This window comes from Chryseobacterium sp. JUb7, from assembly GCF_024806495.1.
Lineage (GTDB): Bacteria > Bacteroidota > Bacteroidia > Flavobacteriales > Weeksellaceae > Chryseobacterium.
The window spans coordinates 260,361-274,111 of sequence record NZ_JANUFF010000001.1; the positions used below are offsets into that span (position 1 = coordinate 260,361).

General features: G+C 33.8%; 15 protein-coding genes. 6 read left to right on the top strand and 9 right to left on the bottom strand.

The genetic code is table 11. The features are described from left to right. Positions 1 to 79: 79 nt before the first annotated feature. The 5 genes from M2373_RS01185 to M2373_RS01205 form a co-directional block, all read right to left on the bottom strand. Positions 80 to 1,198 carry an FAD-dependent monooxygenase gene (locus tag M2373_RS01185; protein ID WP_259106572.1) on the bottom strand — a complete coding sequence of 373 codons (1,119 nt, stop codon included), beginning with the start codon at positions 1,196 to 1,198 and terminating at the stop codon, positions 80 to 82. Beyond that, positions 1,198 to 1,806, bottom strand: coding sequence for a hypothetical protein (locus M2373_RS01190; protein WP_259106574.1), 609 nt, complete (start codon positions 1,804 to 1,806; stop codon positions 1,198 to 1,200). The genes M2373_RS01185 and M2373_RS01190 overlap by 1 nt, the downstream gene beginning before the upstream one ends. A gap of 12 nt (positions 1,807 to 1,818) precedes the next feature. Next, positions 1,819 to 2,274: a hypothetical protein gene (locus M2373_RS01195; protein WP_259106576.1), complete on the bottom strand. Its 456-nt coding sequence runs from the start codon at positions 2,272 to 2,274 to the stop codon at positions 1,819 to 1,821. A 64-nt stretch (positions 2,275 to 2,338) separates the two neighbouring features. Next, positions 2,339 to 3,205: an RNA polymerase sigma factor RpoD/SigA gene (locus M2373_RS01200; RefSeq protein WP_002979276.1), complete on the bottom strand. Its 867-nt coding sequence runs from the start codon at positions 3,203 to 3,205 to the stop codon at positions 2,339 to 2,341. A gap of 467 nt (positions 3,206 to 3,672) precedes the next feature. Continuing rightward, on the bottom strand, positions 3,673 to 4,464 hold the full coding sequence (locus tag M2373_RS01205; protein WP_259106578.1) for a S1/P1 nuclease: 792 nt from the start codon (positions 4,462 to 4,464) through the stop codon (positions 3,673 to 3,675). Positions 4,465 to 4,732: 268 nt separating this feature from the next. Here M2373_RS01205 and M2373_RS01210 point away from each other — a divergent pair, with 268 nt between their 5' ends. The 4 genes from M2373_RS01210 to M2373_RS01225 all read left to right on the top strand — a co-directional run bounded on the left by M2373_RS01210 (position 4,733) and on the right by M2373_RS01225 (position 9,075). Next, entirely contained in the window at positions 4,733 to 5,674 is a 942-nt protein-coding gene (locus M2373_RS01210) for a type VI secretion system baseplate subunit TssG (RefSeq protein WP_259106580.1), read from the top strand. 54 nt (positions 5,675 to 5,728) lie between these two features. Continuing rightward, positions 5,729 to 6,628, top strand: coding sequence for a TssN family type VI secretion system protein (locus M2373_RS01215; RefSeq protein ID WP_259106582.1), 900 nt, complete (start codon positions 5,729 to 5,731; stop codon positions 6,626 to 6,628). Between the two features lie 26 nt (positions 6,629 to 6,654). Further along, positions 6,655 to 7,794, top strand: a complete 1,140-nt coding sequence (locus M2373_RS01220) for a hypothetical protein (protein WP_259106584.1) — start codon at positions 6,655 to 6,657, stop codon at positions 7,792 to 7,794. 108 nt (positions 7,795 to 7,902) lie between these two features. After that, a complete protein-coding gene (locus tag M2373_RS01225) occupies positions 7,903 to 9,075 on the top strand; it encodes an aminotransferase class V-fold PLP-dependent enzyme (protein ID WP_259106586.1) in 1,173 nt (390 codons plus the stop codon). 36 nt (positions 9,076 to 9,111) lie between these two features. Here the strand turns inward: M2373_RS01225 and M2373_RS01230 are convergent, their stop codons facing one another. Beyond that, positions 9,112 to 9,594, bottom strand: coding sequence for an Lrp/AsnC family transcriptional regulator (locus tag M2373_RS01230; protein ID WP_259106588.1), 483 nt, complete (start codon positions 9,592 to 9,594; stop codon positions 9,112 to 9,114). A gap of 113 nt (positions 9,595 to 9,707) precedes the next feature. On the opposite strand from M2373_RS01230, the gene M2373_RS01235 reads away from it, so the two are divergent. Further along, positions 9,708 to 10,625: a DMT family transporter gene (locus M2373_RS01235; RefSeq protein ID WP_259106590.1), complete on the top strand. Its 918-nt coding sequence runs from the start codon at positions 9,708 to 9,710 to the stop codon at positions 10,623 to 10,625. Between the two features lie 18 nt (positions 10,626 to 10,643). On the opposite strand, the gene M2373_RS01240 is transcribed toward M2373_RS01235, so the two are convergent. Then, positions 10,644 to 11,297, bottom strand: a complete 654-nt coding sequence (locus M2373_RS01240) for a metal-dependent transcriptional regulator (RefSeq protein ID WP_259106592.1) — start codon at positions 11,295 to 11,297, stop codon at positions 10,644 to 10,646. A gap of 85 nt (positions 11,298 to 11,382) precedes the next feature. On the opposite strand from M2373_RS01240, the gene M2373_RS01245 reads away from it, so the two are divergent. Next, positions 11,383 to 12,417: a low specificity L-threonine aldolase gene (locus M2373_RS01245; RefSeq protein WP_259106594.1), complete on the top strand. Its 1,035-nt coding sequence runs from the start codon at positions 11,383 to 11,385 to the stop codon at positions 12,415 to 12,417. A 50-nt stretch (positions 12,418 to 12,467) separates the two neighbouring features. On the opposite strand, the gene M2373_RS01250 is transcribed toward M2373_RS01245, so the two are convergent. Both M2373_RS01250 and M2373_RS01255 read right to left on the bottom strand, forming a co-directional pair. After that, entirely contained in the window at positions 12,468 to 12,962 is a 495-nt protein-coding gene (locus M2373_RS01250; RefSeq protein WP_259106597.1) for a hypothetical protein, read from the bottom strand. Positions 12,963 to 13,073: 111 nt separating this feature from the next. Continuing rightward, complete coding sequence (locus M2373_RS01255; RefSeq protein ID WP_259106600.1) at positions 13,074 to 13,577, bottom strand: hypothetical protein; 504 nt, start codon at positions 13,575 to 13,577, stop codon at positions 13,074 to 13,076. Positions 13,578 to 13,751 lie beyond the last annotated feature (174 nt).

The following is a 13,751-nucleotide window of genomic DNA, read 5'->3' on the forward strand; positions in this document are numbered from 1 at the left end:
CCCACAGATTTTCACAGATGTTTATGTTTAATTTTTACAAAATATGCGCAATCATCTGTGAAATCTGTGGGAAAATAAATCAAATTTCCAATTTTATAACTTTTTCAACCATCTTCTGATGTATGCTTTCAGGAACTAATCTCATCATCAAATTTCTTAAACGAGTTCCTTTTTCCCATTGAGAAAATTTTCCGAGTTTCCAGCTTGTGTCTACAACATGATCAACTTTTTTCTTTCTTATTTGTTGAAATTCTTTAAAAATAGTATTGAAATCCTTATTATCTCCTAATAATTTTCCAATAATATATGAATCTTCAATCGCCTGACAGGCTCCTTGTCCGAGGTTAGGGGTTGTAGCATGTGCTGCATCACCGATTAGACAAAGGTTTTGAGTATGCCATGTTGGAATGGGAGAAAGGTCAATAATATCGTTGAAAATAATATTTTCCTCTAAAGTAGATTCAATAATTTCAATAATTAATGGATGAAAACCTTGAAAATTTTCAGATAAACTATGATAACGTTTATGTCTTCCTTTATTAATGACCGCGTACCAATATATTTTCCTATCCGTCATTCTTACAAAACCAAAACGTTTTCCTTTTCCCCATGTTTCAATAGCTTCCTGATAGAATTTCTCAGGCAAATCAAAATCTACCAATCCCCGCCAACACATTTGTTGGGTATGACGAATTTCCCCGGTTTTAAAGATTTGATTTCTGATTTTGGAATGAATTCCATCTGCTCCGAAAATTATTTTACTCTCCACTTCATTTCCGTTTTCAAATTGTAAAAGATAATTTTCCTGCTTCTTAATTTCTTTTAGAGAATGGTTCAGTTTAATGTTTTCGAAACCAATTTTTTCGGCTAAAATCCTTTGTAAATCAGCTCTGTGAATAGCTACATTACAGGAATTGTATTTCTTTTCTAGTTCGAGTACGTTAGTTTTTGAAATAAGCTTCAGATTTTCATCAGTAATAGAAATTCCATGAATTTTATTTCCTGCCTTTTCTATTTTTTCTTTTAGACCTAAGGTGTCAAAAACCTGCATCGCATTGATCGCCATCATAATTCCTGAACCGACAGGTTTTATTTCAGGCGCAGATTCGTAAACCGTAAAATCGATATTGTACTGTTTTAAGATATTTCCAAGCGTTAAACCTCCAATTCCTGCTCCAATGATTGAGATCGAGTTCATTATTTTAAATTTTTCAATTCGTTCAATAATTGATTCTGTTTCTTGATAAAATTCTCTAAACTATCTGTTTTCAAAGGGTGTGCATTTTGATATTTTTCAATTTCGGGAAGGGTTTTTCTGATTTTAAAGATTATATAAGTATCACGAATTGTTTCTCGATTCTTATTAATTTTCTCTATGATATCTTTTGTTTGCTTTGTTTTTAATTTGTATTTCTCTGAGCTGGTTTTAATAACTTTTTCTATTTCTTTTTTCGATATAGAATCAGCAACTGATTTTGCCAAGGATTCAGCGTCATTATAATAAGTATCAGATTTATTAATAATAGACTCGTATTCAGATACTGCTTCATTGGTTTTATTATATATATCATTTACTTTATGATCAAGAACTTGAAGGGCTTTGTCGTTTTTGATAATTTCATTATAAATCTGATGAACCAGATCGGGTTCTCTTGAAGAGAGTCTTGTATTTTTTGCAATGGAATTTGAAACGGATGACTCCACGTTATCAACAGCATTTTCTACAAGTGGCTTATTTTCAGATTTATTTTCCCCACAAGAAGTAAGCATTAAAAGTAGAGTAGAAGCAATAAGTAATTTTTTCATGGTTATTATTTTTTATGAATGAGGGTATTTTAAATATTCTTCCAGATCAAAGTTTTTATCTTTTAAATTTAAGTATATTTTATAGTCTCCCTCTATAAATACTTCATTAAAAGTTCCTTTTATTTCCAACCGATAATTAACTTTTCTTTTCGATTGATAGGTAAATCTTTTGAAAACACCTGGAAATATCTCCTGACTTTTTCCAATCTGTATTGTAGATTTGTTATGCGTAAGAATAAAAATTTCGTCATCTAAAAAGACAATATTTGATTTTCTGTATAATAGCTTGGTATTGATTTTAGAATATCTTTCAATATCTGTTTCTACTTTATCAATTAAGATATAGTTTCTGTTTTTGATATAGTTGAAAAATTTTTTATGCTGATTTCTAAGATAAAAATAAAGAACAGCGTTGACCGAAATAAAAACGGTGACAAACCCAATGATTAAAATATAAAAGTCATTCATTGTTACAAAAATAAAAAAGCGGAGCCTGAAAATCAAGCTCCGCCTATAAATTGTTTCGTTAAAATTATTTACCTAAATAAGATTTCAAAATCTTACTTCTGGTATTGTGTTTCAATCTCTTGATCGCTTTTTCTTTGATCTGACGAACTCTCTCTCTTGTAAGATCGAAAGTCTCACCGATTTCTTCAAGAGTCATCGGGTGCTTTCCGTTCAGTCCGAAGTATAATCTTACCAGGTCAGCCTCTCTTGGAGTCAAAGTATTTAATGCTCTTTCGATCTCAATCTGAAGAGATTCAAGCATTAAATCTTTATCAGGACTTGGAGATTCTCCTGAACGCAATACATCATAAAGGTTAGAATCTTCACCTTCTACCAAAGGTGCATCCATAGACAGGTGTCTACCGGAGTTTTTCATAGATTCTTTAATATCCTCCTCGCTCATGTCAAGAACTTCAGCCAATTCTTCCGGAGAAGGTGGTCTTTCATTTTCCTGCTCAAGGTGAGCGTATGCTTTGTTGATTTTATTGATTGATCCGATTTTGTTCAATGGCAATCTTACAATTCTTGACTGTTCTGCCAAAGCCTGTAAAATTGATTGACGGATCCACCAAACCGCGTAAGAGATGAATTTGAAACCTCTTGTTTCATCATACCTTTTTGCCGCTTTCATTAGTCCTAAGTTACCTTCATTGATCAAATCGGGTAAAGAAAGACCTTGATTTTGGTACTGTTTAGATACAGATACTACGAAACGAAGGTTGGCTTTGATTAATTTCTCCAGTGCTGCTCTGTCGCCCGCACGTATTCTTTGTGCCAATTCTACTTCTTCGTCCGCAGTGATTAGTTCTACCTTACCAATTTCCTGCAAATACTTGTCTAATGAAGCAGTTTCCCTGTTGGTAACCTGCTTAGTGATTTTTAATTGTCTCATCTATTTTTTCCTCAAAAAAGAGTTACTATACATTATACGTTTGAAAAGATAAAAAGGTTACACAGGTTTTAATTATTTTTTATTTATTTAAAATGAAATTGAAAAAATAGTTGTAAATTATAGCTCTCACGCTACAGGGGCATGATTTTTCCTATTCCGTGAATTCGAACAAATTTTTGAAAAAACTATTTATAGAGGCCTTTTATATGTTGAAAACTTTTCAATTGGAGCTTGATCCTGCTTTTCACTATATCTTTTTGGCTGCGGCTGGAACGAAGTGAAAGCCGCAGCCAAAAAGGATGCCGTTTCAATCAGGGCTAGGATCGCGATCTTTTACTTAAAATCAAAACCTATGAGGTTTGCATAAAAAAAGCGAAACCGAAGTTCCGCTCATATAATTAATAATGAATGATTAAAAATTAATTTAAAATATGACAATCAACAAAAACTGTCAACCACCAACCAAATTAAAACAAATCATTCAAGAATTTCGCCAGTCTCAAACCTCCGTAAAGAAGCTGTCTTTCCATAGTATCATTGAATCTGTACTGATAATCGAAAGATAACTTTGAGTCATTGGGAGTCTGTGCATAAATTTTGTTTGCAATTTTGTGAGAATCATACAACCAGTCTTCTAAAGTTCCTGTCTGAATCTGCTTTACTTCGTCATTTGATTTGATATCAAGAAGTTTTGCATATTCTGTATAGCTGTATTTTTGAGAATCTACCAATTTTCCATCCCAAACTGAGTGTAGGTTTGTTTTTTCTCCAAAATAAGTAACATTAATTTTGTTTCCACCTAAATCTTCAGATCTACCAACGTGTAAAGGCTGTGCAAGATCTCCCATAATGTGAATTAAGAAAATTAAAGCGATTTTTCTGTCTTTTTCAGAAGTTTTTTCATCTTTGATCTGGCTCGATAAAACTTTTGCCTGAGTATATAAACTCGGACCTGCCTGGGCTTCCAGATTTTTCTCAAATGCTTTGAAATCTGTCTGTGGATCGATGTTTACATAGTGCCACGCTGAAGCCTGCTTCCATACTCCTGTGGTATCAGACTTGATGAAATCCGGCCAGTTCGCCCAGTACGCAAGACGCTCTTTCCCCATAATCTTTTTGATCTCCCTTCTAGCCTTTCCCGAAAGGTGGTTTTCTGCAATTTCTGCAATAATTCTGTGCCCCGTCAATCCCCATGCATACGAATAAAGCGAAGATGTAATGAATGCTAAAATCAGAATTTTAGAATAAATACTTTTCATTGTAAATAACATTTTCAAGGTGCAAAGATACGGTTAATTTAAAGTTCAGATTAATGTTAAGGTGAGGATTTAAAAAATTAACTAAATCTTAAAACCAGACGTAATTCCAAACTCTAAAATATATTAATTACCGTATTTTTACGGTTTTTGCTGAATATTATTCTTTTTAATGTTAATAAATTAGTATTTTTAGAATAAAATTATTGAGAAAATACTTTTTCAATAATTAGAGATATATTACCTTTACAAGCCAAATCGCGGAAACACTATGTATGAGAATAATATTGTAGAGATGAATTACAATAAGCTTCAGACCGACTTCAGGGCAGAAGCTGTGGCAGTTAACCTTTTGAAATATCACAGGGCAGTCAGTAATATTTTTATTGAAAGAATAGGAATAAATGACCGTGCTTATCTGAAAGATATCAAGAGTATTTCGAGTAATTTTCTGGGCTTTGATGAAGAAGTTTTTACGATAGAAACATATCGGGAAGGTATTTACGACTATCTTCCGGAAGGCTTGTTTCATCCGCCTTCATTAGGAGCTTCGAGAAAAAACGTAGATACGGTTGTTCGTGAAATCCGAAAACAGAAAAGGGTAGAAGAAGATGCCCGGAAATTTTTCCGTCCTTTTGAACTGGAGATTTTTTTTACAGAAATCAGTGCATTGCTTAAAGAATTTGATTTTGAAATATCCAGTGATACCGATGCATTGCTTGACACGATAAGCGAACTCTGGCCTCTGATAAAAATGCTTGATCAGCAGAATGCCTACATATTTATTTATATATTACCGTTTTTTCATCAGATAAGAGGAGATAAAGAATGGTTTGAACGTTGTATGAGTGCTTTTTTGCAGGTGCCTGTAGAAGTTACTTTTGCCCCTAATATTATCGATGGTATTGAAGAAAATGACGATTCCCTGTTATTGGGAAACTCAAAATTGGGCGTAACGTATATTCCAAGCGGAAGACACATGGACGGGCTGAGAAACTGGGTCATTAATATCGGACCTATTCCTTATAAAGATATGAAAAAGTATATCGACGGACATCCTTTCCGAAAAGTTCTTCAGGCATTATATGATTATTTTTTACCTGTAAATGTAGATGTGGAAGAAAATTTTATCACCGAAAAGAAAGAATATTCATTCGCTCTGGAAGATGATGAAAGAAATGCCAGCCGCCTCGGTTACTCTACATTTCTGTAAAATATTTTGCTATATTTACAAACACCAATAAAATATAAATTTGAAAAAAGACAAATGGAAATTTCTTCAGTAAAAGGTATCTTTTTAAGGTATATTTTAATGCCTTTATTTGCAGTGATCATGATGGTGATTTTAGGATTCATCAGAAGGAATAAACCTGCCATAAAAATCAAAACCATTATCATATACGTGCTGCTTTGCAGTTTGTGTCTTGCAATTCCCGGAATTTTCGGATTTGCCGGAAATCTTTTTAATCCTTACTGGTACCTGATTGCGCAGATCGTGTATCTTATTTTAGGAATTATTCACGTTAATTTATTAGATATTTATTTCAAAAAACATTTTGAATCGCAGTCTAAAAGCATATTATTCGAATCTGTTCTTACCATAACATGCATTGGCTTCGGAGGTTATCTTTTTTATCTCATATTCAACTGGATGAGTAAAGGGATGGGGTATCCTATCATGGCGGCAACCAGTATGTTTATCTTTGTGGTTCCCATGGTATTCCATTACTGCTATATTCAGTTTATCAGTATCCCTGTTGATATTTATAAAACGTGGCGATACTCTCCAGAGCAGAGGCTTCCGGATTTTGAAGGTGCCGATTTCGACAGATTAATGGTTTTAAATGTTGAATTAAGCAAAAATCTTGAAGATACCAACAGATTTAGAATTAAAGCAAAAACATTACCGACAGGAGTGACTTACGGAGACTGGTTTTACAGAGTGGTAGACGACTACAATCATAAAAACCCCAATTCGATTATTCATCTTTCAGATCAGGAAAAAGAACCATATTACTGGATATTTTACACAAAAAAATCGTTTTTCAGCTTCCGGAAATATATTGATTTCGATCAGGACATTTCAGCAAATGATATTTCAGAAAATGAAGTGGTTATTTGTAAAAGAGTGATCCAACATGAGGAAGAAGGACTAAGAAAAGCATAATCACACAAATTTTAAAAAGTATTACTATGATACAGTCTATTAAACATTTTGCAATCAACTGGGTAGATGGGATGAAAGTTTCCCAGCGCCATTTGAATGATCAGGATAATTTTTTAATCGATACCATCAGAGATGCCAATTCATTGGGAATTGCAACATATAATTACGGATTATTACCTATTTCAAACGAATTTACGGACAGAACTATTTTTGATGTTCATAATACCGCAACGAATGATGTTCAGCTGGTGATCAAACACTGCAGTGCTGTTACGATGGCCGGTTACAGAATTGAGCTTAATGACAGGAGGGTAAGCGTAAAGTCATTGGCAAAATCCATGAATGAAGAGCAGGCAGACGGAGACTATTACATCTTAATTTCTGTAAACCCTTTTGATAAAGTGCCTTTTGGAGATATTGATCCGGAAGAAATTCCGCCGCGTCATCCGAATACACAATCCAATCACCATATTGAATTACTTCCTGTAACTTCTTTAAACAGCAGTTATTCAGGAGGGAATTATCTGATTATCGGAAAGGTGGATTTACGCGGAAATATAGCTCAGGTAGATTCTAATTTCATTCCTCCATGTACCTCTATTCAAAGTCATCCTGCACTGTTGGATTTTTATAATAGTTTTGCAAAATCTATTGGGAACCTGCAGCAGTATGCTTTTAAAATTATTCAGAAAACATCTCATAAAAACCAGAATACGGCTTTAGCACAGAACGTTAAGTTTCTATGCAATACCATGATCGATACATTTGGTGATATGTATTTTCAGTTCAGAAATGTTACTCCGTATCAGCCGCCGATTTTTTTGATTGAATCTTTTGCAAAACTGGCTCTTCGTTTATATAATGCAACCCAGGTGCTGGTTCCTGCCGAATTGGAAGAAATGTTGAATTACAGTCTCGAGTGGAGTGAAATTGCTCCCCATACTTTATTGAATCAGCTGTCGATTGTTGCTGAAACTAATTATGACCATCATAATTGTGGTGAGCCATTGATGTATATTCAGCAGATGCTTAGAAGTCTGGAAACTATTTTCTCAAAACTGAGCGAGCTGGATTATATTGGTCAGAGAAAAGAGAATATCATTGTTAATGAACAGGAAGTTTCTTCAAACAACAACCCGAAAAGAGGCTGGAGTGTTTTAGATTAATATCAAGCTTAACGCAAAATAACCTTAATTCAGGTAAAAAATATAAATCCCGCTATCGAAATTTCGGGATTTTTTGTGTAAAATTGTTTTAAAATCTATAAATAAAAAATGAACTTAGATAAAATAAGACAGGATATCAGAGGATTGGAAGACGGTAAAATATTCCTGAACAATGCAGGATCTTCATTGATGTCAAAAGTTGTGGTAGATTCAATGGTTGATTATTTACAGCAGGAAGAACAATCCGGAGGATATGAGGTAGCCAACAGAAATGCGGATCTTTTAGAACAGTTTTATGATGAAACAGCTCAATTAATCAACTGTAAGTCATCGAATATCGCCTTTGCAACCAGTGCTACAGATGCTTATGCAAAAGCTCTGTCCAGTATTATTTTCAAGGAAGGTGACTACATTATTACAACAGTTGATGATTATATTTCCAATCAGATTGTATTTATTTCGTTACAGAAAAATCTGAATGTAAAAGTCATTCGTACGAAAAATCTTCCCGATAACGAACTGGATCTTGAAGATCTGGAAAATTTAATCAGGAAATATCAGCCAAAATTGGTTGCAGTTACTCACATTCCTACCAATTCCGGATTGATTCAGAATGTTGAAGCAGTAGGTAAAATCTGCAGGCAGCACAATGTTTTATATCTGGTGGATGCCTGCCAGTCTGTTGGTCAAATGGTCGTAGATGTTGAACAAATAGGCTGTGATTTTCTTACGGCAACAGGAAGAAAATTTATGCGGGGACCAAGAGGAACAGGATTTTTGTATGTTTCAGACAGAGTATTAGAACAGAATTATGCTCCTTTATTGCTGGATATGAGGGGTGCTCATTGGTCGGAGTACGACGATTATGAATTATTTAAAACTGCAAAAAGATTCGAACACTGGGAAATTTCTTATGCTTCATTATTAGGTCTTACGGAAGCTACAAAATATGCAAATACTGTAGGAATGCAGAATATTGAGGACTACAACAGAAAACTATCAGAAAATTTAAGGCATAATCTACAGAATAGTGGTTTTCAGACCTGGGATATTGGAACCCACCTGAGCAGTATTATTACTTTTTGCAGTCCGGATGGAGATCTTGAAAAGATTCAGAAAGTTCTTAGAGAAAATAATGTGTTTTTTTCAGTAACCTATAAAAATTCTGCTTTAATAGATTTTACAAATAAAAATATCAATGGAATTGTCCGGTTATCACCGCATTATTTCAATACGTTGGAAGAAATTGAAAAGGTTTCTCAAATACTCAAGTCAGTATAAAAGTAATGAATCCCGGACATTCTCTGCCCGGGATTTTTATTCAAGCTGAGATAAAATATCGATAGGAATTTCTAATCCCGACTTTACATTATCCATTGAAATTAATGTTCTGAAATGCTTAATATTCTCATTATTATAGAATATTTTCCGGGTAAGCTGTTCGTAGTCTTTCATAGATGATACGATGATCATTAATATAAAATCAGATTCTCCGGTTACATAGTAGCATTGCTGAACTTCAGGAGCAGCGATGAAGACTTTTTTTACGTTATCAATTAATGCAATCTTATCACTTTCTAGAAAAACTTCTACAATAAGTGTGATTGAATGTTTAATTTTCTCAATGTCAATAACTGAAATATCAGCTTTGATTACTCCTGTTTCGCGCATTCTTTTAATACGTCTCTGAACCGCAGCGGCAGATAAACCGATTTTTTCACCAATATCTCGTTGTGGCGTCATATTGTCTTTCTGTAGGATCTTGAGAATGGAAATATCGAAATGGTCTAGATTTTTCAAAATTTTTTAAACTGAATAATTAATGAAACAAAATTGCAAATTACAATTCAAATTTCGTAAAAAAACAACAGCTTTTTAATGCATTTTTGCAAAAAAAATAAATCATCAATTTTATGCAGGCTGGTATTTTAAAAGGTTTCTTTCTTGCGGTTGCTGCCGCTTTACTTTGGGGAGTTTCGGGAACATTCGGTCAGTTCTTATTTCAGCAGAGAGGTATTAATATCGAATGGATGATTACCGTCCGTATGTTGATTTCGGGTATTTGTTTATTGCTTTTTGCAAAATTCGGTGAAAAGCTTGATCTTTTTGAAATCTGGAAACACAGGAAAGATGCAATCCAGTTATTTATTTTCAGTATTACCGGAATGCTGGCCGTTCAGTATACTTATTTTGCAGCAATTAAGCATTCCAATGCTGCTACAGCAACAGTTCTGCAATATGCAGGACCTGTTATTATTGCAGTTTATCTGGCCTTTAAAAATAAAAAAGTTCCTATTCTTATTGAGTTTTTAGCCATTATCTTAGCGGTTCTGGGAACATTTCTTTTAGTGACTCACGGTAAAATTGATACGCTTTCTATTTCTGCTACGGCATTATTTTTTGGAATAGCTTCCGCTGTTGCATTGGCTATTTACACTTTACAGCCTGTAAAACTGCTATCAAGATACAAGTCTTCTATTGTCATAGGCTGGGGAATGCTTTGTGGAGGAATTGTTTTCAGTTTTGTAAAAGCACCTTGGAATATCGAAGGAACCTGGGATTTCCAAACATATTGGTACACAGGATTTATTGTTATTTTCGGAACTTTAGTAGCATTTTATGCTTATTTAACAGCTGTTCAGATGATTGGAGGACAGAAAACAAGCCTGCTGGCTTCGATGGAGCCTCTTTCAGCGACAATTTTGGCTGTACTTTGGCTTAATGTTTCCTTTACCACAATCGACTGGATCGGAAGCGCTTTTATAGTTTCAACAGTATTTCTACTGAGCACGGCGTCAAAAAAGCCAAAATCCCAGAAAATAGAAATTTAATATGATGGACGGAAAAAATTATTTCTTAACCAGAATTTTTTCCGTTGCCTTTCTGCTTAAAACTTCCTGCTTACCATCTACTTCCACTGTGATAGATTTGTCAAAATTCTCTATTTTAACGACTTTTATTTTAGTGTTTAATAACAATTTTCTTTCTGTCAGATAGTTTAGAAACGCATCATCAGAAAGGGTAACGGAAGCAAAGATGACATGTTCGCCCACTTCACAATTGCTCAGTTTTTGTAAGTCCTGGGCAATAATATTTCCGTCTTTATCAGGAATAGGCTCTCCATGAGGGTCAAATTTCGGATAATCTAAAATTTCATCCATTTTGTCAAAGAAAACCTGAGAATGTACATGTTCCAGCTGCTCGGCGATCTCATGAACATTTTCCCAGCCAAAGTTCATCTTTTTTACCAGAAACATTTCTGTAAGCCTGTGTTTTCTTACTACCAAAGAGGCTTCCCGTCTTCCTTTTTCAGTGACAATGAGAGGTTTATAGGTCTCGTAAATAACCCAGCCTTTTTCAGCAAATTTCTTCATCATATTATTAACGCTCGGCATTTTTACATTTAAAAATTTGCTGAGTTCATTAATCGTTACTTTCCCTTCATTATCAACCAAATGAAACAAAGCCTTCAAATAATTTTCTTCTGTAAGTGTTGTTCTCAAAATGTTAGATGATTTTCATTACAAATCTAACAAAATATTATTAATTATTAATGCTTGTTCGTTTAACTTTTTTTAATTTTACTCTATGAAATTTTCATTTAAAAACGACTATTCAGAAGGTTGTCATCCCAATATTTTAGAAGCACTTTTACTTCATAATCTTGACCAGCAGGCAGGTTATGGTGAAGATGAATATTCTTTACAGGCTAAAGAATTAATTAAACAAAAAATTAAAAATTCAAACTCAGAAATTTATTTTGTATCCGGAGGAACTCAGGCCAATTTGATTGTCATTTCTGCTGTTCTGAGACCTTATCAGGCTGCAGTTTCAGCTTCTACTGGACATATTTTAAATAATGAAACCGGTGCGATTGAGGCGACAGGACATAAAGTTTTAAGTATTGAAAAGGAAGATGGGAAGCTCACACCGGAAGATATTATTCCTGTGTTGGAAAATCATCGAAATGTTCCGCATCAGGTAATGCCGAAATTGGTTTATATCTCGAATTCTACTGAGTTGGGAACTATTTACAGTCTTAAAGAATTAGAAGAATTGTCAGCATTTTGTAAAAAGAATCATCTTTATCTTTTTATGGACGGGGCAAGAATGGGGCATGGACTGACTTCAGAAATCAGCGATTTGACTCTTGAAAAAGTAGCGGAGCTTACTGATGTTTTCTATTTGGGCGGAACCAAAAACGGAGCATTGATTGGCGAAGCCATTGTTATTAATAATACGGAACTTCTGCAGGATTTTGCTTTCAATATAAAGCAGAAAGGGGCATTGCTTGCAAAAGGCAGGTTACTGGGCATTCAGTTTTTAGAGCTGATGAAAAATGATCTTTATTTTGATCTTGCCAGACATGCCAATCAGCAGGCAATGAAAATAAAAAATGCAATGAAAGAAAGGGGAGTGGAGTTTCTTGCAGATACGTATACCAATCAGATTTTCCCGATTTTAAATAATGATTTAATAGAGATACTGTCTGAAAAATTCGAATTTTATGTTTGGAAAAAAATTGATGAAGATTATTCCGCAATACGTTTAATTACTTCATGGAATACCAATGATACTGCTGTTAATGAGTTTAATGAAATTATCAAAACTCATATAGCATAAAAAATCAGCCCGTCAACGGGCTGATTTTCTATTTAATATAAATACTACTATTATTTTAATGCTTTTTCAACAAGTTTACAGTCGGCAGTTTTGTATTCGCCTTCATATTTTATGTTTTTTGGATTGGCGTATTTTGTTCCTGTTTTATCCTTTTCGCCATAGCCTTCCCATAAAGAATTATTTTTCTCAAGGAAATTGATCTCCAGCTTATTATCCTGTGTCCCTTCTGCAGCAAAAGTATACACCAGCTTTAAGGTGTCGCCTGATTTTGTACCGGATAATGTTCCTTTTGAATTATCTTTTTCAAAAAACTTATCATACATTTTCCCGGTGATTACTCCCTGTTTATCGGTAATTGAAATAAACATACTGTCTTTTCCCATAGCTGATAAATAACATTTTGAAGATGTTGAAGCATCCTGTTTGTTTTCGGCAGGCAACGAGGTAGAATCTTTGGAGCTATCTGTGATTGTTGTTGCTTCTTTTTTACTGCAATTCATTAGCAATAATGAGAATGTACTTAGCAGAATAATTTTTCTTGTCATTTGTTTAAACTTTATTTAATACCAGAGGACTAACAAGTTTTGAGCCATTGATAGCAGAATAAAAAAAAAACAGCCTTAGAAGACTGTATTTATAATGTTATCGATTATTTTTTACTTTAAAACTTTAGAAACCACTTTGCAGTCAGCCGTTTTTAAAACTCTTCCGCCATCGTATTTTACTTTGCTGTCATTGGCATATTTTGTTCCCGTCTCCTGATCTCGTTCACCTATCCCTTCGCTTAGACCATCTTTTGTCTGAAGAAAATAGATGTCATTTTTATTTCCTGTTTTACCTTCAGCAGCAAATTCATAAGTCAACTTAAGCGTATCACCTGATTTAAAACCCGATAAATCACCTTTGTTACTGTCTTTTTCACTGTTTTTAGTAGCCATTTTTCCGGAAATTGTTCCCAGATTATCATCAATACTTACAAAAACGGTGTCTTTTCCTATAACTCCCATATAACAGAATGATTTTGGTCCCAATGTGTCTACAACAGGTTCTGTTGCAGCAAGGGTATCAACATCGGGAGTTTCTTTTTTAGGAGCTTCCGTTTTTTTATTACAGCTCATTACAAAAAGAGATAATGAACCCAATAAGATTAATCTTTTCATACCTTATTATTATGTTAAATCAAATTTCAGTTTGCTAAAATAACAATACTATTTTTATATGAAAGTAAATTTTATGTAAATAAAAAATAATTTTTCTATTTAAGATAATTTATAATTTTAAATTTTTGATTGATGTTTTATCTAAATTTTATTTTATTAAATTATTGAAAATAA